The organism is Aquimarina hainanensis (assembly GCF_042684685.1).
In the GTDB taxonomy this organism is placed as follows: domain Bacteria; phylum Bacteroidota; class Bacteroidia; order Flavobacteriales; family Flavobacteriaceae; genus Aquimarina; species Aquimarina hainanensis.
Genome location: NZ_JBHULX010000030.1, coordinates 258,196 through 279,316 on the forward strand (window position 1 = coordinate 258,196; position 21,121 = coordinate 279,316).

General features: G+C 34.1%; 17 protein-coding genes. 11 read left to right on the plus strand and 6 right to left on the minus strand.

What is annotated here, in order from left to right:
• Positions 1 to 201 precede the first annotated feature (201 nt).
• From ACFSTE_RS15495 to ACFSTE_RS15510, 4 genes are all read right to left on the minus strand, one after another.
• On the minus strand, positions 202 to 1,641 hold the full coding sequence (locus ACFSTE_RS15495; protein WP_378253794.1) for a CCA tRNA nucleotidyltransferase: 1,440 nt from the start codon (positions 1,639 to 1,641) through the stop codon (positions 202 to 204).
• 58 nt (positions 1,642 to 1,699) lie between these two features.
• The gene (locus ACFSTE_RS15500; RefSeq protein WP_378253795.1) at positions 1,700 to 2,269 is read right to left on the minus strand and encodes an L-threonylcarbamoyladenylate synthase; all 570 of its coding nucleotides are present in this window, start codon (positions 2,267 to 2,269) and stop codon (positions 1,700 to 1,702) included.
• Positions 2,270 to 2,513: 244 nt separating this feature from the next.
• A complete protein-coding gene (locus ACFSTE_RS15505; RefSeq protein WP_378253796.1) occupies positions 2,514 to 3,614 on the minus strand; it encodes a glycosyltransferase family 4 protein in 1,101 nt (366 codons plus the stop codon).
• 4 nt (positions 3,615 to 3,618) lie between these two features.
• Positions 3,619 to 4,548 (minus strand): glycosyltransferase, encoded by a 930-nt coding sequence (locus tag ACFSTE_RS15510; protein ID WP_378298245.1) that lies wholly within the window; start codon positions 4,546 to 4,548, stop codon positions 3,619 to 3,621.
• A 305-nt stretch (positions 4,549 to 4,853) separates the two neighbouring features.
• Here ACFSTE_RS15510 and ACFSTE_RS15515 point away from each other — a divergent pair, with 305 nt between their 5' ends.
• Positions 4,854 to 5,633: a lipopolysaccharide kinase InaA family protein gene (locus ACFSTE_RS15515; RefSeq protein ID WP_378253798.1), complete on the plus strand. Its 780-nt coding sequence runs from the start codon at positions 4,854 to 4,856 to the stop codon at positions 5,631 to 5,633.
• A gap of 10 nt (positions 5,634 to 5,643) precedes the next feature.
• Here the strand turns inward: ACFSTE_RS15515 and ACFSTE_RS15520 are convergent, their stop codons facing one another.
• Positions 5,644 to 7,488: a glycosyltransferase family 9 protein gene (locus tag ACFSTE_RS15520; protein ID WP_378298247.1), complete on the minus strand. Its 1,845-nt coding sequence runs from the start codon at positions 7,486 to 7,488 to the stop codon at positions 5,644 to 5,646.
• Positions 7,489 to 7,646: 158 nt separating this feature from the next.
• Positions 7,647 to 8,462: a 2,3,4,5-tetrahydropyridine-2,6-dicarboxylate N-succinyltransferase gene (locus tag ACFSTE_RS15525; protein ID WP_176026939.1), complete on the minus strand. Its 816-nt coding sequence runs from the start codon at positions 8,460 to 8,462 to the stop codon at positions 7,647 to 7,649.
• A gap of 123 nt (positions 8,463 to 8,585) precedes the next feature.
• Between ACFSTE_RS15525 and ruvX the strand changes: the two genes are divergently transcribed.
• From ruvX to ACFSTE_RS15575, 10 genes are all read left to right on the plus strand, one after another.
• Positions 8,586 to 8,999, plus strand: a complete 414-nt coding sequence (ruvX, locus tag ACFSTE_RS15530; protein WP_176026938.1) for a Holliday junction resolvase RuvX — start codon at positions 8,586 to 8,588, stop codon at positions 8,997 to 8,999.
• Between the two features lie 34 nt (positions 9,000 to 9,033).
• Positions 9,034 to 9,624 carry a peptide deformylase gene (gene def, locus ACFSTE_RS15535; protein ID WP_176026937.1) on the plus strand — a complete coding sequence of 197 codons (591 nt, stop codon included), beginning with the start codon at positions 9,034 to 9,036 and terminating at the stop codon, positions 9,622 to 9,624.
• Between the two features lie 95 nt (positions 9,625 to 9,719).
• Positions 9,720 to 10,136: a DUF5606 family protein gene (locus ACFSTE_RS15540; protein WP_176026936.1), complete on the plus strand. Its 417-nt coding sequence runs from the start codon at positions 9,720 to 9,722 to the stop codon at positions 10,134 to 10,136.
• 178 nt (positions 10,137 to 10,314) lie between these two features.
• Positions 10,315 to 11,931: a CTP synthase gene (locus ACFSTE_RS15545; protein ID WP_176026935.1), complete on the plus strand. Its 1,617-nt coding sequence runs from the start codon at positions 10,315 to 10,317 to the stop codon at positions 11,929 to 11,931.
• A 113-nt stretch (positions 11,932 to 12,044) separates the two neighbouring features.
• Entirely contained in the window at positions 12,045 to 13,934 is a 1,890-nt protein-coding gene (gene yidC / locus ACFSTE_RS15550; protein ID WP_378253799.1) for a membrane protein insertase YidC, read from the plus strand.
• 176 nt (positions 13,935 to 14,110) lie between these two features.
• Positions 14,111 to 14,797, plus strand: coding sequence for a toxin-antitoxin system YwqK family antitoxin (locus ACFSTE_RS15555; protein ID WP_176026933.1), 687 nt, complete (start codon positions 14,111 to 14,113; stop codon positions 14,795 to 14,797).
• Positions 14,798 to 14,923: 126 nt separating this feature from the next.
• A complete protein-coding gene (gene mnmA, locus ACFSTE_RS15560; protein WP_176026932.1) occupies positions 14,924 to 16,111 on the plus strand; it encodes a tRNA 2-thiouridine(34) synthase MnmA in 1,188 nt (395 codons plus the stop codon).
• 45 nt (positions 16,112 to 16,156) lie between these two features.
• The gene (locus tag ACFSTE_RS15565; RefSeq protein ID WP_176026931.1) at positions 16,157 to 17,101 is read left to right on the plus strand and encodes an NAD(P)H-dependent flavin oxidoreductase; all 945 of its coding nucleotides are present in this window, start codon (positions 16,157 to 16,159) and stop codon (positions 17,099 to 17,101) included.
• 15 nt (positions 17,102 to 17,116) lie between these two features.
• Complete coding sequence (mazG, locus tag ACFSTE_RS15570; RefSeq protein WP_176026930.1) at positions 17,117 to 17,890, plus strand: nucleoside triphosphate pyrophosphohydrolase; 774 nt, start codon at positions 17,117 to 17,119, stop codon at positions 17,888 to 17,890.
• A gap of 206 nt (positions 17,891 to 18,096) precedes the next feature.
• On the plus strand, positions 18,097 to 21,120 hold the full coding sequence (locus ACFSTE_RS15575) for a M14 family zinc carboxypeptidase (protein WP_378253800.1): 3,024 nt from the start codon (positions 18,097 to 18,099) through the stop codon (positions 21,118 to 21,120).
• Position 21,121 lies beyond the last annotated feature (1 nt).

Consider the following 21,121-nt stretch of genomic DNA (forward strand, 5'->3'; position numbering starts at 1 on the left):
TATAGTTTACTCGATAATCGAGATTTAAAATGCCTCGAGGATACCCTCGAAATTAAAATTTAATCCCTTGTACGTTTATACCTAGGGAGGTTATTCTTTTGAGAAAGTGAAATTGAGTAGTATGCTGAAGAAACTTCCTGATATTAAAATATAAATACCGGTTTTATAGCATTTATGCAACGAATTTGTTACCTGTCAATATTATTTGCGTTTGCCTTCAGCGACAACTAATCCCAGTTCTTCTCCTTTCTTTAACATTAGGTCAAAAGCAGCTTGATGTTCATTAGGGATTTCCCCTTCCAGAATAGCTTCTTTGATAGCCTCCTTAATAATTCCAATTTCTTTAGAAGGTTTGATATCGAAGGTGTTCATAATTTCTTCTCCACTAACGGGGGGTTGAAAATTCCGAATACGATCTCTTTCTTCTACTTCTTCTATTTTATGTCTGACAATTTTAAAATTGTTGTGATATTTCTTAAATCGTTTTGGGTTTTTAGTAGTAATATCTGCTTCACATAAGGTCATTAGTTGTTCGATATGATCTCCGGCATCAAAAACCAATCTCCTTACGGCAGAATCGGTCACATCAGATGCAATAACGATTGGTCTGGAGCTCATTAATACCATTTTTTGAACAAATTTCATTTTGTCGTTTAATGGCATTTTTAATCGTTTGAAAAGTTTATAGACCATTTTGGAACCTACGAACTCATGTCCGTGGAAGGTCCATCCGATTTTTTTGTGAAACTTTTTAGTTGGAGCTTTACCAATGTCATGTAATAGGGCAGCCCACCTGAGCCATAAGTCATCAGTATGTTGACAGATGTTATCAACTACCTCTAGGCTATGATAGAAATTGTCTTTATGGCGCTGACCTTCTACCTCATCGATCCCTTTGAGTGCTGTTATTTCAGGAAGAATATATTCCAGAAGCCCCGTTTTTTCCAATAATTTGAATCCGTATGAAGGTACATTACAATGTAATATTTTGTTCAATTCTTCGACGATTCTTTCTTTGGTGATTATTTTTATCCGATCCTTGTTTTTTGTAATAGCTGCTAATGACTTTTCTTCTATATTAAAATTGAGCTGAGAGGCAAATCGGATTGCTCTCATCATTCGCAATGGATCATCAGAATAGGTGATATCGGGATCCAAAGGCGTTTGAATTGTTTTAGTCGTTAGATCATCTAACCCTCCAAAAGGATCCAGTAAGTTGCCAAAATGCTTTTCTGAGAGGTTTAATGCCAGTGTATTAATGTTGAAATCTCTACGGTTTTGATCATCTTCCAGCGTTCCATCTTCTACAATAGGATTGCGACTATGCCTCTGATAAGATTCTTTTCGAGCACCAACAAATTCAATCTCGATAGCTTCTGTTCTTAACATAGCTGTTCCGTATGTTTTAAAAACCTGAACTTTTGGCTTGTCAGGTAAGAGTCGGGACACTTCTTTGGCAAGCTCAATGCCACTCCCTACAGCAACGATGTCAATATCTTTTACAATGCCTCTTTGTAATAAATAATCTCTGACAAAACCTCCTATGACATAACATTCTACATTTAGATTCGCTGCTGCTTTTGAAATAATACTAAAAATAGGTAGCGTTAATGCTTCTTTATAATTCTTAATTTCCGACATCTATCGATCAACTCACTAAGTGAGGTTTTAATACTCCGAGGCGTTGCTCTGAGGTAGTTTACTTCCTGATAATTTTTACCGTGCTATCACTTCCTATCTTAATAATAGAAGAAGGTTTTGCATTTTTATTTGGTAAGGGCAAATTTACGACATAGTCTACGCCTTCCAAAATCTCTTGACTAATTTCTTTTAGATGTTTGGGGGTTGGTTGATTACTGATATTTGCCGAAGTAGAGACAATGGGCCTTTTGAATCTGCGAATTAATTTACCGCAAAAAGGATCTCTAACAACTCTAATTCCCAGGGTGTTGTCTTCTCTTATAATGTTCTCAGCTACCCGTAGTGGTTTATCATAGATAATGGTGGTTGCTTTGGTAGCATATTTAAGGATGTCATATGCGACTTCTGGAACTTCTTCTACGTACTGTCCCAGCATCTTAAAATCACTAACCAGACAAATAAGGGATTTTTCTTCAGAACGATTTTTTAATCGGTTCAGTTTGTCAATAGCTTCTGCATTTGTAGCATCACATCCCAATCCCCACACAGTGTCCGTTGGATATAGAATAATTCCTCCTTTTTTTAGAATAGCTATTGTTTTTTCTATTTCATCTTTATGATCTGCCATTATTTTTCTAATTGATGCTATTTTTGATTTCTAAAGTGGCAAAAATAAGAGTTTCATTTGTTTTGTGCCATATTTATGTAGGAGATCCGATCATAATTATTTGGCAATTAAAGACTCTATTGTTTCTTAAGCAAATGAAGGATATAGGAAACGGTATCATGATTTTATCTATAACTAATTAGCAATGTTTAGTGTTGAAGCGTTAGTAAATAAAGGCAAGTTTATTTTTGAATGTAAAAGGGTACTAAACAATATTTTTATAGAGTTGTAATGTTTCTAAAGCCATGTTTTTACTAGAGTAATTATTGATTACTTTTTCATAACCGTTTTTGATAAACTTTTCTTTGAGAGCATCATCTTCTGATAAGCTGATGATCTGTTCAGCTTGCTTGTCAGGAGAGTGCATAGGAGATAATAAGCCATTTATGTTGTGTTCTATTATCTCGGGGATTCCTCCTACATCGGTACTGACTACTGCAGTTTTGTGCAGTAACGATTCATAGATTACTAATGGCATTCCCTCGCTTTGAGAGGTGATTAGGTTAATGTCGAATTGTGGTAAAAAACTCGAAGCATTCGGGGTGAATCCGGAAAATACCAGATGTTGTTCTAACTGTAATTCTTTTGCTCTTTGAAGGAGAGGTTCAGTTCTTTCTGTGTAATTCCCCATTTGGATAAAGAAGAAGTTCTTTTTATTTTCTTTATTGATGATGATATCTACAATATCAATAAGAGTGTCAAGGTGTTTTGCTCTGATATGATTCGCAATATTTCCAACGATGACGGTATCTTCTTTTAGATTAAACTTTTCCCGTATTGCAAACGAAGGCTTTTTAAGAGGAGTTTCGATGTCAGTTCCATCGTATATAGTGACAATTTTGTGATTATCAACAATGCTTTTAGCGGCGATTTCTTTGGTTTTGTTAGAGACACAAATAACCTTTTTTATTTTAGGATAGTTGTATTTAAATAGCGTTTTCTTTCTGTTTTTAATAGGGAAAGATGTCTTTTTACTATAAATAAAAGGAGGGAGATTAAAGATTTTATCCGATAGAATGGCTAGTAGGATGGCACTTGGATCGTGAATGTGAATCAAATCAACCTTTTCTCTTTTACAAATGATTCCTAGTTTTATAAAAAAACGAGGATCTACCTTGATAGATAAAGGAGCTGTAATATAATTTATTTGTTGTGTTTTTAGGTGTTTATGAAAATCCCCATTTTTCGCACAAAAAATAGTGTTTTTAACTTCTGGAGCTAACTCTGATAATTCATTGTATAGCGTTTCTATATGTTTTTCTCCTCCTCCCCAATTTGTTACGGCAGATAAATGTAGGATATGCATTTTATTATTTTTTATGGATCATTTGTTTCATTTTTAAAGAAGCACTGAGAGGGGCTCCTTTTAAAAAGAAGAGAAACAGATCAAAATTCTTAGGCTTTATAATGGATTTAAAAAAGAATTTACCAGTTAATACAAATCGCATCACCTGGAATGGTATATAACCTGTATGTTTTCTTAAAACATACAATAATGATAGTTTTAGCTCTTTTTTAATAGCGTTGCTTTTTTTGGTTGATTGCCCTTCGAAGTGAAGGTACTGTCCTTCTGGAACTAAATAACTATTACCATCAGAAAAGGCTTTTTTTATTCTGTAGCATAGGTCTGTTTCTTCATAGTAAAGAAAAATGTTAGTATCAAAGCCTCCAACTTGATCGAAGGCACTTGCTTTTGTTACTAAAAAAGATCCAGGAACACATTCTACTTTTAGAGGAGAGGTATATACTTTTTTTCTTTTTGGATATCTTTTCGGGTTTGTTTTTTCTAATATTTTTCGACCGAATAATTCTCTTTTTAATGAAAGAAAGTGGTCAAAAGACATTTGTACATGATCATTAGCATCGTACTGCTGTGGGCAACAAATTGATGCGTCTTTAGTATTTTCCAAAAAATTATAAGAAATGGAAATACAATCGTTTTTCAGAATAGTATCATTATTGACAAATGCGTAGTATTTCGCATTGGCAAATTGAACCCCAAACATATTACCTCCTCCAAATCCAGTATTTAATTTACTTCTCTGTATCGTTATTTTTTGATTGTCTAAGGCAGTAATTTCTTTGAGTAATTTACTGTAGTCGTCATAATGAGATGCATTATCTATTACGATGATATCATAGTTTATTGAAGGAGATGTTTTTTCTATAATTGACTGAATACATTGAATTGTGTATGAAGATGAATTATAGTTTATGATTATAATCGATATATCTCTCATATTTTCTGTAATAAGAAGCCTCAAAAGTACTTTTTTTTACCTTTAGTTTTTAAAATTAATGACAAAAAATCACAGATGATAATTTCTGTTTTTAAGAGTAAGTGTATTATGTGTCTGTTAAAAAGCAAGTTTTTGTTTTTTTGGGTTAAAGCATGAGGGATGAATGTTTATCTCTTGTATTAATAATAAGATGAGAACGACGGCTTGAATGGGTATAGATAAAGCAGTAAGTAATGCGGTTGTTTATTGATTTATGAGTATAATTATTACGAAATAAGTACCTTTGTGTCTATTTTAAGGTACATATGAAAAATAATATCGTTGTCGACGATTTAAATGATTCTTTACGGGCAGATATAGAGGCATCAATAGCTAATTTTGATAATTATAAAGAAATATTAGGAGCAGCGGAACGAAATGTTATCAAAATAGCTTCTATTGGGGGTAAAAGATATACAATTAAGTCGTTTAAGATCCCTAATTTTATCAATCAGGTAGTGTATCGATTTTTTAGGAAATCAAAAGCGGAAAGATCATATCGTTATGCACGAAAATTGTTGGGATTGGGAATTAATACCCCTTTCCCATTAGCATATAGTACGAGTACTACACTTTTTCTTTTTAAAAACAGTTATTATGTTAGTGAGTTGGTTACTCCGGATTTGACATATAGAGAATTAGTGCATCAACCTGATTTTCCAGATCATGAAACGATTTTAAGAGCTTTTACAAGATTTACTTTTGAGCTTCATGAACAAGGAGTGTTGTTTTTAGATCATTCCCCTGGAAATACTTTAATACTCAATAAGGGAGAGAAGTATGAATTTTATCTGGTTGATCTTAATAGGATGAAATTCAAAACACTGAGTTTAGATGAGCGAATTCAGAATTTTGCCAGATTAACACCCAAAAAAGAAATGGTACAGGTAATGTCTAATGAGTATTCGAAACTAACAGGAAAGGATGAGCAATACATTTTTGAAAAAATGTGGAGCTTAACCGAGGCTTTTCAGCATAAGTATCATAAAAAGATAGCACTAAAAAGAAAAGTGTTTTTCTGGAAAAAGAAGTACCGGGAAAAATAATGATTTTAACTTATTTTAGGTTTCGTCTCAATAGCCACAGTTTTACATATCTCATAAATACGGTATATCCTTGTATGTATCCTATGGTAAGTCCAACAAAACCATCTCTGAACCCTTGTTGTATTATGTAATGTTTGAAAAACCCCCAGAAAGGTTTTAGGATAAAATGGTAGGGAGTTAATCTTCCGGTTTTATCATTGTAATCTTCTGCTTGCCAGGTAGCATATTTATTCAGCTTGGCAAAGTGACGATCTAGAGTTACATAGGTGTTGTGGTAGAATTTTTCTTTTAGAATCCCCAATTTACCATCAGTTTCGATTTCTTCATGGACATGTTTTTTGTCGTATCGACACTTGTCTCTATGGAATAATCTAATGACTTTATCATTTCTCCAGCCACTATAATGAATACGTTGCCCCATAAAGTGATTCATTCGCTTTATCCAATATCCAACTGTGTCATTTACTCCTGGGTTTTTTAAGATCTCTAAAATTTCATCTCTAAGGCTGGGAGTAACCCTTTCGTCTGCATCGACAAGAATAATCCATTCATTATTTGCTTGTGGGATGGCCCAGTTTTTTTGAAAACTAGGATAATCAAACTCTCGCTGAACTATAAAGTCTGTATATTCTCGTGCTATTTCAACAGTTTTATCAGTACTATATGAATCAACTACCATAATTTCATCTGCAAAGGATACAGACTCAAGAACCCCACGGATATTATGTTCTTCATTAAATGTAGGGATGATAGCCGTTACTTTTTCTCTTTGTAGGCTTAGAGAAGAAGTAATCGCATTTTTGTTTTTTAAATAGGTTTCAGGAATGTTTTTTTGAAGAAATGCCTCCATTTTATTAAGAAATAATTGAGGTTTGAAATATGTATACAGATTTAAAGAAGCTTTTTTTAGTTCTTTTGTGTCTTTGTCTGTAAAAAGTTCAGGGAGAAAATCAGAAAGATGGACAGAAGTATATTTTTTGTCATCGTCAAACATATTCCAGTTGTTTTTGATAATCCAGGGAGAAAAAATGGTAAAAGTAGGTGTGCCTAATGCTTTTGCCATATTTACAGCACCTCCTTCATTTCCAATAAGTGCATCGCAATGGGATAGCAAAGAAATAAAATCTCTCAAGCTTTTTCCAAATACATCGAAAAAAATATGTTTTTGGGTTTTAGGTTGTGTCAGGTTATATATTTTTTTTGCGTCTTCTTCTTGGTTAGGAATGTAGTTGAATAATAATTGTGCATCACATGTAGTGACAATCTTGTCAATTACTTCAGCCATATATTCAAAAGGTAATGTCTTTCTTTTCTCACTCCCCAATACACTTATCATAAGAACCGGTCGATCAAATGTTATTCCGTGGTTGGTTAAAAAAGTCTTGGCATTTTCTTTTTCCTGTTCGGTTAAGAAAATTTTCGGTTTGATAATATTAGACTCTATTTTACCTTCTTCAAATACCAACCGAAGCCTGTTTTCAATAGATGTACTCGCAGTAGTAATGGGTTTTGAAACCCTTTTTATGGTTTTTGAATATAAAAAATAAGTATACCATTTATGATAAGAAATCCTTCTTTTTGCACCGGAAAATTGCGTAATCAGATTACTTTCTAATTTTCCATAGGCATCTATAGCGATATCGTAATTAGCCTTTTTTAAGCTTTTCAGGAATGCATAGAATTTCTTTTTGTCGTCTCTGTATTCCTGTTTGAATTCAATAATGTTATCAAAAAAAGGATTCTCTTTAATAACCGGAAGTGTATTTGTATTAACCAGGTAATCTATTGTCGAGTTTGGATGTCTTTTTTTTAGCGCTTCACATATTACAGTACTGGCTAAAACGTCTCCAATCATTTTATGTTGAATGACAAGTATTTTCAAGCTTTATAAATTTACAAGGTTAATTTTTTTTTAAAAAAGAAGAGTTTTGAATAAGAATGACAGGGATAAAAAATAGAAAAACAAAGAACCATGAATCTATAACGATAGTTCTTTGTTTTTTTTAGAATGTTTTATACAGCTACATCATATTCTCTCAAGGCGTCATTTAATGATGTCTTTTTATCAGTACTTTCTTTTCTTTTTCCAATAATCAAAGCACAAGGAACATTGTATTCTCCTGCTGCAAATTTTTTAGTATAACTTCCCGGAATAACAACAGATCCGGCAGGAACAACTCCTTTTCTTTCTACAGGAGTGTCTCCGGTTACATCTATAATTTTTGTAGACGCAGTAAGAACTACATTAGCACCAAGTACTGCTTCTTTTTCTACACGAACTCCTTCTACAACAATACATCTGGAGCCAATAAAGGCGTTGTCTTCTATGATCACAGGGGCAGCTTGAAGAGGTTCTAAAACACCTCCAATACCTACACCCCCGCTAAGGTGTACATTTTTACCTATCTGTGCACAACTTCCCACAGTAGCCCAGGTATCTACCATTGTTCCTTTATCAACATAGGCACCGATATTTACATAACTAGGCATTAGAATTGTACCAGGTGATATATAAGCTCCATGTCTGGCTACTGCATTAGGTACTACACGAATCCCTTTTTCTTCATATCCTCTTTTTAATGGTATTTTATCATGGTATTCAAAAATACCAGCTTCCAAAGTTTCCATTTGTTGAATAGGGAAGTAGAGAACAACTGCTTTTTTTACCCATTCGTTTACTTGCCATCCCGATGCTGTTGGCTCAGCAACTCTTAATTCTCCGTTGTCGAGTAAATTGATTATTTCGCGTATTGTTTCTTGGGTTTTGGATTCTTTTAATAGCTCCCTATTGTCCCAAGCGTTTTCTATTATTTCTCTGAGTTGCTTCATCGATTAAAAAATTTTGGTAAAGATAATAGCTTAGATTGAAAAAAGTAATGATTAATTATTTTTTGCCTGCTATTTATAATTAGGGGGTTTTTATAATTAATCCTATTTTTGCAGAAAAACTGAATGGCAAGAATTTTGGCGATTGATTATGGAGGCAAACGATGTGGTATTGCAATTACCGATGAATCTCAAATTATAGCATCGGGATTAACCACTGTAGATACGAAGGAGTTAATAACTTGGCTAAAGGACTATACAGAAAAAGAAGAAGTAGAACTTTTTGTGGTAGGTGAGCCCAAAAGATTACATGGAGCGCCTTCTGAAAGTGAACAATTAATTCAGTCATTCTTAAAAAAAATAGAAAAACTGTTTCCAGAAATACCAGTTCATAGAATTGATGAGCGTTTTACTTCTAAAATTGCTTTTGATACAATGATATCCAGTGGTATTTCCAAAAAGAAAAGAAGGGATAAAGCGCTTGTCGATCAGATAAGTGCCACAATTATACTTCAAGACTATTTGTATAATAGAAAATAGAAGCTAAAAAATAAAATTCAAGGAGGTTATAAATATGATTTTACCCATTGTAGCATACGGGAGTCCGGTATTAAAGAAAAAAGCAATAGATATAACAGCTGATTATGAAGGCTTATCAGCGCTGATAACAAATATGTTTGAGACGATGTATAATGCCCATGGAGTAGGGTTGGCAGCTCCACAGATAGGGCTTTCGATTCGCTTATTTATTGTAGATGCAGCGCCTTTTTCAGACGATGAGGAATTATCAGAAGAGGAACAAAGGCAACTAAAATCTTTAAAAAAGGTATTTATAAACCCTGTAATTATTGAAGAAACAGGAGAAGAATGGGCTTTTTCAGAAGGGTGTCTCAGTATCCCTGATGTAAGAGAAGATGTTTTTAGAAAAGAGAAAATAAAGATTCGTTATTACGATGAAAACTTTAATGAGATCACAGAAGAATATGACGGCCTCGGAGCAAGGGTTATTCAGCATGAATATGACCATATCGAAGGAATTTTATTTACGGATAAACTATCTAGCCTAAAAAAGCGTTTAATAAAAAGTAAGCTGACAAATATTTCTAAAGGAAAAGTGGGAGCAGATTATAAGATGAAATTTCCTTTACTAAAGAAGAAACGATAATAAGAAATAAACCATTTGGTATGGTATTTAAGTAGTAAGATGTTTGAATTTTTAAAAGGAACTACAGATATTTGCCAAGGTTGAAAACAAAATATATGAGTTTAGATAAAATATTAGCTATTTCTGGAAAACCAGGATTGTACGAATTAAAAGCTCAAACCCGAAGTGGTTTTGTTGCAGAGTCCCTAGCAGATGGAAAAAAATTATCTGTCAATATGAGACATAATGTAAGTGTACTTAGTGAAATAGCAATCTATACAATGACAGAAGAAGTCCCGTTAAAAGAAATTTTCAGAAGAATTCAAGAAAAAGAAAATGGGGAACAAGCGATTAGTCATAAAGAATCCAAAAAAGCAATAGAAGCTTATTTTAGAGAAGTTCTTCCTGATTATGATGAAGACAGAGTATATGCCAGTGATATGAAAAAAGTGATTAGCTGGTATAATATTGTACAATCGAAAGGAATAACAGACTTTTCCGAAAAGGAAGCAGAAGCTTCGGAAGAAGAATAGAAGAAGAAAAAAAATATTGTATGAATCCTGCCATAAGGCAGGATTTGTTTTTTCTATTCTATTTGGAGTTAATTCTTACGGGAAATAAATATTGACTCAAATTTCAATAAATTGTTTCACTACTTCTTCGTACTTTTGCGCAAATTTAAAAAGACAACCCTACAAATTTTTAGTATACATGGCTAATACAAAGTATGTTTTTGTTACTGGAGGAGTATCTTCTTCTTTGGGAAAAGGAATTATTGCGGCTTCATTGGCGAAACTTTTGCAAGCAAGAGGATATAGAGTGACTATTCAGAAATTTGATCCGTATATTAATGTAGATCCGGGGACATTAAATCCTTATGAACACGGAGAATGTTATGTCACTGACGATGGAGCTGAAACAGATCTTGATTTAGGGCATTATGAACGATTTCTTAATACACCGACTTCACAAGCGAATAATGTTACTACAGGAAGGATTTATCAGAGTGTAATTGAGAAAGAAAGAAGAGGAGAATTTTTAGGAAAAACAGTACAGGTGGTTCCTCATATTACAAATGAGATTAAAGAGAGAATCCAGATTTTGGGTAAAACTGGGGATTATGATATCGTTATTACCGAAATAGGAGGAACTGTTGGAGATATTGAATCATTACCATACATAGAAGCAGTACGACAGCTAAAATGGGAATTAGGAGATACCAATGCATTGGTCATTCACCTGACCTTAATTCCATATTTATCAGCAGCAGGAGAGCTCAAAACAAAACCGACGCAGCATAGTGTAAAAACACTAATGGAAAGTGGAATTAAAGCTGATATTTTAGTGTGTAGAACAGAGCATGAATTGTCAGACGATTTAAGACGTAAATTAGCACTATTCTGTAATGTTAAAAAAGAAGCTGTAATTCAGTCAATAGACGCATCTACTATTTATGATGTGCCAAACCTTATGTTAGAAGAAGGGCTGGACACAGTGGTATTAAAACAATTAGTCCTTAGGGATGACGACCAACCGAATCTGGATAAATGGAATAATTTCCTCAAAAGACATAAAAATCCAACTTGCGAAGTGACGATAGGATTGATAGGGAAATATGTGGAATTACAGGATTCTTATAAGTCAATTTTAGAAGCATTTATTCACGCAGGAGCACATAATGAAGTAAAAGTAAAAGTAGAAAGTATTCATTCGGAATATATAGATGATCAAACCATCAGTGAAAAAATAGCCCATTTGGATGGGATTCTGGTTGCTCCCGGTTTTGGAGAACGAGGGATTGAAGGAAAGATAAAGGCAGTTCAGTTTGCAAGAGAGCACAAGTTACCGTTTTTTGGAATCTGTTTAGGGATGCAGATGGCAGTGATAGAATACGCTAGGAATGTTCTAAAACTGGAAGGGGCAATTTCCGTGGAGATGAATGAAAATACAGCACATCCTGTTATAAACCTGATGGAAGAGCAAAAAAACATTACGGATATGGGAGGAACGATGCGTTTAGGTGCTTGGGATTGTGAATTGATAAAAGATAGTAAAGTATATGAAGCCTATCAGACAAACCTGATAACAGAACGTCATAGACATAGATACGAATATAATAATGCTTATAAAGAACAATTAGAAGCAGCTGGATTAAAAACAACAGGGATAAACCCTAAAACAGGTTTGGTGGAAATTATAGAATTACCTGAACACCCTTGGTTTGTCGGAGTGCAATATCATCCAGAATATAAGAGTACCGTAGCAAATCCACATCCTCTTTTTGTAGCGTTTGTAAAAGCAGCGGTCGCATATGCTAAATCCAAATAATGTCAATCTGACATAGTTTTGGGGAATGGCTAGATAATTGACATTAAAACAATAAAAAATAATGAAGAGAGTCTTTCTTGCTATAAAAAGAAGACTCTTTTATACTTACATCAATGGAAGAAAATAAATTTGATTTAAAATCTATAATTGGATTTGTCCTGATTGGAATTATTTTAGTTTGGATGCTTTATAATAATGCTCCTACACAAGAAGAAATAGATGCAGAAAAAGCAAAACAAGAACAAGTAGATAAAAATACGGATACAGATAAGCAAACAGTCGAAACCGATTTTGTTTCAAATTCTGAAGCGATTGTAGCTACTGATTCTCTAGCACTGGAACAAGCAAAATCTCAATTAGGAGCCTTTGCTTATTCAGCATCACTTCCTTCTGCTAAGAATGCCACTACTACAATAGAAAATGAAGTGCTTCGCCTTAAAGTTAATAACAGAGGAGGGTATATTGAAGAGGCATTGCTTAAGAATTTTAAGACATACGATTCTGTTCCGGTATATTTAATAAAAGATGGTAAAAATGCCTCGTTGAATATTAATTTTGCAACTACAGATAACAGAACCCTTAATACAAAAGATTTATTTTTTGAGCCGGAACTATCTAAAAATGGAGAGAATCAAGTGCTGTCAATGAAATTGAAAGTTTCTCAAGATAAATTTTTAGAATACAGATATGAGCTGAAGCCAGGTGAATACATGGTTGATTTTGCGATTCGATCTCAGGGAATGGGAAATGTATTTAATAGTAGTCAAAAAATAACACTGGATTGGAAACTTCAGGGAATCAGACATGCTAAGAGTGCATCTTACGAAAATCGTTATACCGAATTATTATATGAGTATGAAGGAGGAAAAGATGATTATTTAGGACATAGTGAATTTACTGATGATCAGGAAGAAGATGTTAGTTGGATAGCTTTTAAACAACATTTCTTTACATCAATTTTGCTGACAGATACTCCTTTCAAAGAAGCTTCTTTTTCGTCTAAAAATATAATGCAGGCTAATAAAGAGATAGAAGATAAGGATGTGAAAGTAACCAAGGAATTTGCCGCTTCTATGCCATTAGAATTACAAGGAGGAGATCTTAATTATGGAATGGATTGGTATTACGGACCAACAGATTTTAAGATCCTTAATGGGTATGATAGAAACCTTGATGAAGTGGTACCTCTTGGATGGGGAATTTTTGGGTGGATTAATAGGTATCTCTTTATTCCATTATTCGGATTCTTAAGCAGTTTTATATCATCTTATGGGGTGGTTATCATCTTGATGACTGTATTAGTGAAATTATTACTGTCTCCCGTTCAATACAAACAGTATGTATCGCAGGCTAAAATGAAAGTATTACGCCCTGAGATCAATGAAATTAACGAAAAGTATAAGGATAATGCCATGAAAAAGCAGCAAGAAACTATGGCATTGTATAACAAAGCAGGAGCGAATCCGATGAGTGGATGTTTACCTTCATTAATGCAGATTCCTGTATTCTATGCATTGTTTAACTTTTTCCCAAGTGCATTCCAATTACGACAAAAAAGCTTTTTATGGGCAGATGACCTGTCTAGTTATGATGTAATAGCAGAATTACCATTTACTATTCCTTTCTATGGAGATCATGTGAGCTTATTCCCATTACTAGCATCTGTAGCTATATTTATTTATATGACAATGACTACAGGACAGACTATGCAAGCGCAGCAGCCAGGAATGCCAAATATGAAATTTATCATGTATTTATCTCCATTGATGATGCTATTCTTCTTTAATAATTATGCGAGTGGATTATCACTATATTATTTTGTGTCGAATTTGATTACTATAGGGATTATGTTAGTCATTAAAAATGTAATCATCGATGACGATAAAATCCATGCAAAAATTCAAGAGAATAAGAAAAAGCCTAAAAAACAAGGACGTTTTCAGAAGAAAATGAAAGAAATCATGGAACAGGCAGAACAACAGCAGAAAGCAAGAAATAAGTAGAAGCTGTTGAGATATTAAACAAAAAAGCCTCATCCTTTGATAAGAATGAGGCTTTTTTGTCAAATTAAAATATTTTAAAAAATTAATTGTTCTTGTAACATAAGAGTTCTATTTTAGATAGAAATAATTAATGGTATATTTCTTGGTAATATACTTTTACCAAAGCTACATAAGTGATGAAGTATAATTTTATTTTTTTTGTATTTATAATGATTCCGTTAGTATCCTTAGCTCAAAAGTATAATGCTTATGACCAGGAAGGGAAACGACATGGGAAATGGCTGAAGAAATATGAGAATTCAGATCAAATCCGATATGAAGGAACATTTGAACATGGTAGAGAAGTAGGAGAGTTTAAGTTTTATAAACCCACTAGTGGAAATAAACCTACTGCTATTAAGGTGTTTTCTAAAGAGAATGATACCGTAAAAGTGTCTTATTTTACATCGACAGGAAATGTGATAAGTAAAGGAGGAATGATCGGAAAAAAACGAGTAGGAGTTTGGAAGTATTATCACAAGAATTCGACAAAGATTATGATGACAGAAGTATATAAAAATGGGAAACTGAACGGAAAGCAGCTAACTTATTTTTTAAATGGTCAGTTGACAGAGAAAACAAACTATGTCGAAGGGAAAATAGAAGGAATCAGAATTGTATATGCAGAAGATGGAACCAAACTTAAAGAGTATACTTATGAAAAAGACCAGTTACACGGATCTACCAAATATTATGATGCAGAAGGTAAAATAAGTATAGAAGGGAATTATAAAAGAGATAAAAAAGATGGTATCTGGAATTATTACAAGGATGGTAAGCTATCTGAACAAAAATTATTTCCGGTAAAGAACAGAGGAATGTAAAGTACATTGCTGTATAATAGATAATATATAAAGCAATACATTAGTGTTGCTTTTTTTATTTGTTACTTTTGCCCTAGCAAAATAGAGGCTTTATAACAAGAAAATACGAGTCAAAAAGAATTGTAAATGAAGCGAGTAATTGTAGGACTATCTGGAGGAGTTGATTCCAGCGTAACAGCCTATTTATTAAAAGAACAAGGATACGAGGTGATCGGATTATTCATGAAAAACTGGCATGATGATTCTGTTACTATTTCAGATGAATGTCCCTGGTTGGATGATAGTAATGATGCACTATTGGTAGCAGAGAAATTAGGGATTCCTTTTCAGACAGTAGATTTGAGCGAAGACTATAAAGAACGTATAGTTGATTATATGTTTAATGAATATGAAAAAGGGAGAACACCAAATCCAGATGTATTGTGTAATAGAGAGATTAAGTTTGATGTCTTTTTAAAAATAGCACTGTCGCTTGGAGCAGATTATGTAGCTACAGGTCATTATTGTAGAAAAGATACCATACTTTCTGAAGGAAAGGAAGTACATCGCTTGTTAGCAGGAAAAGATGGCAATAAAGACCAATCCTATTTCTTATGTCAGTTGTCTCAGGATCAATTGTCAAAAACCTTATTTCCTATTGGAGAGTTATTAAAATCAGAAGTAAGAGAGATTGCTAAAGAGCAAAACCTGATTACAGCCGATAAGAAAGACTCTCAGGGATTGTGTTTCATCGGAAAAGTAAGATTACCTGAGTTTTTACAACAAAAATTAAAGCCTAAAAAAGGTAAAATAGTTGAAATTCCAGCATCAATAGCAAAGTATAAAAAAACAATTCCTTCTTTCGTATCCAAAGAAGAAGAATTATTGTTTAAGTCTTCTAAGTATGAATATCAGCTATCCGATGGACATGTTGTAGGAGAACATCAGGGAGCACATTATTTTACAAAAGGTCAACGAAAAGGATTGGGGGTTGGAGGAACCCCAGAACCATTATTTGTGATAGAAACAGATGTAGATACTAATATCATTTATACGGGGCAGGGAAAAAGCCACCCTGGATTATATCGAAATGTGTTGTTTATTCGTAATGATGAATTGCATTGGGTAAGAGAAGATTTGCAATTAAAAGAAGGAGAGAAGATGAATGTTCTTGCTAGAATTCGATATAGACAGCCTTTAGATATAGCTGTTTTGCATAAAACAAAAGAAGGAATGTATGTAGAGTTTGAGACAGATCAAAGTGCTATAACAGAAGGGCAATTCGTAGCCTGGTATCAGGAGGATGAATTAATTGGTTCCGGAGTTATTTCTTAAGAAGTTATATGACAATAAAATATCCTAACCAGATAAAAAATATTCATGAATAAAATAAAAGAACTTTTCAAAATACAATACCCGATTATTCAAGGAGGAATGATATGGGCAAGTGGATGGAAATTAGCAAGTGCAGTAAGTAATGCAGGTGGATTAGGGCTGATAGGCGCAGGATCGATGTATCCGGAGGTTTTGAGGGAGCATATCCAGAAATGTAAAAAAGCAACTCAACGCCCTTTTGGAGTTAATATTCCTATGTTGTATCCGGATTTAGATCAAATCATAAATATTATTCTGGAAGAAAATGTAAAAATTGTTTTTACATCAGCAGGAAATCCTAAAACATATACAGCTTTTCTGAAAGAAAAAGGAGTAACAGTTGTTCATGTTGTGAGTAGCTTAAAATTTGCGTTAAAAGCGCAGGATGCCGGAGTAGACGCTGTGGTAGTAGAAGGGTTTGAGGCAGGAGGTCATAATGGAAGAGATGAGACGACTACGTTGACGTTAATCCCCATGGTACGAGGGCAGGTACATATTCCGGTAATAGCAGCAGGAGGAATTGCTACGGGAGCTGCCATGTATGCAGTGATGGCATTAGGTGCAGATGGAGTACAGATAGGAAGTCGTTTTGTAGCTAGTGAAGAAGCTTCTTCTCATGATCTTTTTAAACAAAAAATCGTAGCAGCAAAAGAAGGAGATACTCAATTGACATTAAAAGAATTAGCACCGGTAAGACTGCTGAAAAACAAGTTTTACCAAGATGTACAAGAATTATATGGTAGAGGGACTACGGTAGATGAGTTAAAAGAATTACTAGGAAGAGGGAGAGCGAAAAAAGGGATGTTTGAAGGAGATCTAGTAGAGGGAGAATTGGAGATAGGACAAGTATCTGGACTGATTCATGATATAAAGCCTGTTTCAGAAATTGTAGAAAATCTGGTAAGTTCTTTTCAGGAAACAAAAGAGCGAATGTATCAAATAGAAATATAAAAACGGGACAGAGATATGAATTCCAGAACAGATCAATTAAAAGCAATTGACAGGTTGTTGACGATAATGGATGAGCTGAGAGAACAATGCCCTTGGGATAAAAAACAAACGATTCAATCTTTACGACACCTGACAATAGAAGAGACTTATGAGCTCGGTGACGCTATCCTGGATAATGATCTTGATGAAGTGAAGAAGGAATTAGGGGATCTCTTGTTGCACATTGTTTTTTATGCAAAAATAGGAAGCGAAACAAAAGACTTTGATATAGCAGATGTAGCTAATGAAATTTGTGAAAAGTTAATTCACAGACACCCTCATATATACGGAGATGTCAAAGTAGAAAGTGAGGAAGATGTCAAACGTAACTGGGAAGCATTAAAGCTAAAAGAAGGAAAAAAAAGTGTTTTGGAAGGTGTGCCGAGATCTTTACCAGCTTTGGTAAAGGCAAGTCGAATACAAGATAAAGTGGCCGGAGTAGGTTTTGACTGGGAAGAACCACAACAGGTTTTCGAAAAATTACAGGAAGAACTTAGTGAATTGCAAGAAGAAGTAGCAAAACAAGATACAGATAAGATAGAAGCAGAATTCGGAGATGTTTTATTTTCAATGATCAATTATGCTCGTTTTCTAAAAGTAAATCCAGAGAATGCATTGGAAAGAACCAATAAGAAATTCATAAAAAGATTTCAATTCCTAGAAGAAAAAGCAAAATCACTGGATAAGAGCCTAAAAGAAATGACACTTGCAGAGATGGACGTTTTTTGGGAAGAAGCTAAAAAACTATGATTTTTTTGTGAATAACGGCTGTTTTTTTTATATAAAAATAGAACAGAGGTTGTTTTTTAAGATTTTATTAAGAAGTGTAAGTAGTTGATTTATAGTTTTTTTAAAGGTTTTGTGTGTAATAAAATGCTTTTTTTGTAGTTAAAACACAAACACATAACTCATTAACTAATGTATTATATCATTAGTAACTAAAACTTTAACTAACAATGTACACAAACTCAACGCACCGATTAACACGGATCGGTTATCTGTGTACTCTTATTTTTTTATGTTGCACATTTCTTATAAATGCACAGGAAAAACATTACAGAGTACAAATCTATGCAGATAAAACTCAATTGACATCTTTTCACGATCAAGGTTTTGAAGCAGATCATTTTCATTTCGAAAATGGTGCTGTAATTACAGAAATTTCCGCTAAGGATTTGCAGTTTTTAAAAAAAAATAAAATAAAGCACAAAATCCTGATTCGTAATCTGGAAAAAAGAATTCCCAGAAGAAATAAAAAAATAGATAGAAAAAATGCAAAACAAAAGAATAAGGTAGCAGCCCAACAAGTTCCTACACCCTCTAATTTTTCATTGGGAAGCATTGCTGGTTTTCATTCTCATGATGAGGCAGTAGCGATGTTGGATAAGATGAGACAACTGTATCCAAACCTGATAACAGCTAAGTCTTCTATAGGAACCTCTATAGAGGGACGATCCATTTATATGGTAAAAATCAGTGACAATCCTACCCAGGATGAAAATGAGGATGAAATGCTTTTTACTTCTATTCATCATGCCAGAGAGCCAATAGGGTTATCACAGACATTATTTTATATGTGGTATTTGTTAGAAAACTATGAAACAAACGATGAAATAAAAACGCTGGTAGATAATATGGAACTGTATTTTATTCCTATTGTTAATCCGGATGGATACATTCACAATCAGAACACAAATCCTAATGGAGGAGGGTACTGGAGAAAAAATAGAAGACGCAATTCTGGAGGATCCTATGGGGTAGACCTTAATCGTAATTATGGATATAAATGGGGAACTCAATCTTCTAGTAACCCCAGAAGTGATACTTATCACGGAACATCCGGGTTTTCTGAACCTGAAACAAAAGCTCTGAGAGATTTTAGTAATCAACATAACTTTATAGCAGCATTGAACTATCATTCTTACGGGAACTTATTAATCCACCCCTGGGGATATAAAGCAAATACGTTTACTCCAGATCAGGATACCTTTGTAGCGATGTGTAAGTATATGACGGAAGAAAATAATTATAAATATGGAACACCTAACCAAACGGTTAATTATTCTGGGTCCGGAAGCTCGGATGATTGGATGTATGGGGAACAAACTTCCAAGTCTAAAATGATGGCTATGACACCTGAAGTTGGAAGTGGTAATGATGGATTCTGGCCTGCTTCCAGTAGGATTATACCTTTGTGTAACCAGGCATTTCCGTTGAATATTAAAGTAATGAGAATGGTCGCTAGGTATGCAGTAATCACTCCATCTACTACCTCTCAAACAATAACTACTTTATCCGGAAATATTGATTTTTCTATAAAACGTTATAGTCTGAAACAAGCAAATTGGAAAGTAAGCTTGGCATCAGATTCACCATATATCAGCTCCTTAGGGCAACCTAAAGAATATAGTAACCTTACGCTTTTAGGAACATCAACAGGAAGTATATCTTATCAATTGAAAGCAAATACTCCCAAAGGAACAAAAATTCCAATTCAGGTAGTAGTGTCAAATGGAAGTTGGGAATATACTAAAGAAGTGATCATTACTTATAATGGTGATGGTGGAGGAGATACACAATCACCTACTATTCCTGCGGGGTTAGAAGTAACCAATGTTACAGCTACTTCAGTTGGGTTATCCTGGAATCCTTCTACGGATAATGTTGGCGTTACGGGATATGATGTATATCAGGGGAATTCTCTGGCAACCTCAGTAACTCAGACAACAGCAGTTATAAATGGATTGTCGCCGAATACCACGTATACATTTAAAGTTAGAGGAAAAGATGCTGCAGGAAATGTATCCGATTTTAGCACAGAAGTTAGAACGACTACTACTGGAGGAGGAGCTACTTACTGTGAGGCAAAATCCAATAATGCAACTGACGAGTATATTGGGAGAGTTCAATTAGGAGATATTGATAATACTACCGCTGCAGGTAGTGGTTATAATGATCATACTGCTTTGCAAACCAATCTGACGAAAAATAATTCATATACGATTACCATCACACCAAAGTGGAAAGGAACCCAATATAGAGAAGCCTATTCAGTATGGATTGATTATAATAAAGATGGAGATTTTAAAGATCAGGGAGAGCAGGTGTGGACTAAAAATGCGAGCACTACCAGCCCCGTTAGTGGAGATTTTGTAGTGCCATCCAATGCCACAGACGGAGCAACGAGAATGCGGGTCATAATGCGCTATAGTAAACTACCTTCTTCTTGTGGAGTGTTTGATTATGGAGAGGTAGAAGATTATACAGTAGTTATAACTGGTATTGTAGGTAATGACACTCAGGCTCCTTCAATTCCTAAAAGTCTGATTGCGAATAATGTGACAGAGAGTTCCCTGTCATTATCATGGGATGCATCAACTGACAATGTTGGAGTTACAGCATATGAGGTATTTCAGGGGAATTCTTTAGTAAAAACAGAGACAACTACTACCTCTGATATTACAGGATTAACAGCTGCAACAGCATATCAGTTTAAGGTTAGAGCTAAGGATGCTGCAGGTAATATTTCTGATTTTAGTACGGCTCTTGCAGTTACAACCCAAGGAAATTCAGGAGATCCCTGTGCAGGAGTAGCCCCATATGATAGTAGTCAAACTTACCAGGTAGGAGAGCGAGTAGTTTATTTTGGAAGATTATATGAAAAAACAGCGACTAGCTGGAAATTTATAGCACTATGTGGAGCAGCTTCTAAATCGCACGCTAAAGAAATATCAGACCTTTCTTCGTTAGCAGATGAAATTATATTGTTTCCTTCTCCTACTAAGAATAAATTATTCGTAATGTTACCTTATTTGGATAAAGAAACACCGTATAAAATACTGGATCTGAAAGGGAAAGTTGTTAAAAAAGGATTTGTAAAAGAATATATAGAGTTAGAAGCAATTGCTTCCGGAACATATGTTATACAAATTAAAACAGAAACAAAAACTGTTAATAAACGATTTATAAAAGTTGATTGAT

Bases quoted from the DNA above. Each gene is read 5' to 3' on its own strand.
- def (WP_176026937.1), top strand. From the start codon at position 9,034: ATGATTTTACCCATTGTAGCATACGGGAGTCCGGTATTAAAGAAAAAA.
- ACFSTE_RS15510 (WP_378298245.1), bottom strand. From the start codon at position 4,548: ATGAGAGATATATCGATTATAATCATAAACTATAATTCATCTTCATAC.
- ACFSTE_RS15520 (WP_378298247.1), bottom strand. From the start codon at position 7,488: ATGATTGGAGACGTTTTAGCCAGTACTGTAATATGTGAAGCGCTAAAA.
- ACFSTE_RS15545 (WP_176026935.1), top strand. From the start codon at position 10,315: ATGGCTAATACAAAGTATGTTTTTGTTACTGGAGGAGTATCTTCTTCT.
- yidC (WP_378253799.1), top strand. From the start codon at position 12,045: ATGGAAGAAAATAAATTTGATTTAAAATCTATAATTGGATTTGTCCTG.
- ACFSTE_RS15575 (WP_378253800.1), top strand. From the start codon at position 18,097: ATGTACACAAACTCAACGCACCGATTAACACGGATCGGTTATCTGTGT.
- ACFSTE_RS15495 (WP_378253794.1), bottom strand. From the start codon at position 1,641: ATGTCGGAAATTAAGAATTATAAAGAAGCATTAACGCTACCTATTTTT.
- ACFSTE_RS15515 (WP_378253798.1), top strand. From the start codon at position 4,854: ATGAAAAATAATATCGTTGTCGACGATTTAAATGATTCTTTACGGGCA.
- ACFSTE_RS15500 (WP_378253795.1), bottom strand. From the start codon at position 2,269: ATGGCAGATCATAAAGATGAAATAGAAAAAACAATAGCTATTCTAAAA.
- ACFSTE_RS15525 (WP_176026939.1), bottom strand. From the start codon at position 8,462: ATGAAGCAACTCAGAGAAATAATAGAAAACGCTTGGGACAATAGGGAG.
- mazG (WP_176026930.1), top strand. From the start codon at position 17,117: ATGAATTCCAGAACAGATCAATTAAAAGCAATTGACAGGTTGTTGACG.
- ACFSTE_RS15555 (WP_176026933.1), top strand. From the start codon at position 14,111: ATGAAGTATAATTTTATTTTTTTTGTATTTATAATGATTCCGTTAGTA.
- ACFSTE_RS15505 (WP_378253796.1), bottom strand. From the start codon at position 3,614: ATGCATATCCTACATTTATCTGCCGTAACAAATTGGGGAGGAGGAGAA.
- ruvX (WP_176026938.1), top strand. From the start codon at position 8,586: ATGGCAAGAATTTTGGCGATTGATTATGGAGGCAAACGATGTGGTATT.
- mnmA (WP_176026932.1), top strand. From the start codon at position 14,924: ATGAAGCGAGTAATTGTAGGACTATCTGGAGGAGTTGATTCCAGCGTA.
- ACFSTE_RS15565 (WP_176026931.1), top strand. From the start codon at position 16,157: ATGAATAAAATAAAAGAACTTTTCAAAATACAATACCCGATTATTCAA.
- ACFSTE_RS15540 (WP_176026936.1), top strand. From the start codon at position 9,720: ATGAGTTTAGATAAAATATTAGCTATTTCTGGAAAACCAGGATTGTAC.